The organism is Mesorhizobium sp. GbtcB19, assembly GCF_019091085.1.
GTDB lineage: Bacteria > Pseudomonadota > Alphaproteobacteria > Rhizobiales > Rhizobiaceae > Mesorhizobium.
The window spans coordinates 1-333 of the sequence record NZ_JAGXJY010000149.1 but is presented as its reverse complement, the minus strand read 5'-3'; the positions used below and the strand labels follow the sequence as shown (position 1 = coordinate 333).

Here is a 333-nt window from a genome sequence, read left to right as displayed (position 1 = left end):
TCAAAATGAATCGTGTAAGCCTATTGCAGTTGCTCCAAACTGGGTAGATAATACAGACATGCTGGGCTACTTTGATTTAGAAGATAACTTTATAATGGGCGATTTTACAAGAGTAGTATTAGATGCTGTTAACCATACAGCAAAGCCGTTCTTTTTAATTTTAGATGAAATGAACTTAGCAAAGGTAGAACTATACTTTGCTCAGGTGCTTAGTTGTATCGAATCTAGATTTTTAAATGTTAATTTAAATAGCGTTGAATATAAGAATCCATTATTTAACAAGTCTTATAGAGATAGATTTCATGAGAAGTCTATGAAAGCTACTCATGATGA

1 pseudogene is annotated in these 333 nt (G+C 32.1%); it reads left to right on the top strand.

Annotation, left to right across the window (positions count from 1 at the left end):
* A pseudogene (locus tag KVT37_RS31995) lies at positions 1-333 on the top strand (hypothetical protein); the annotation flags it as partial.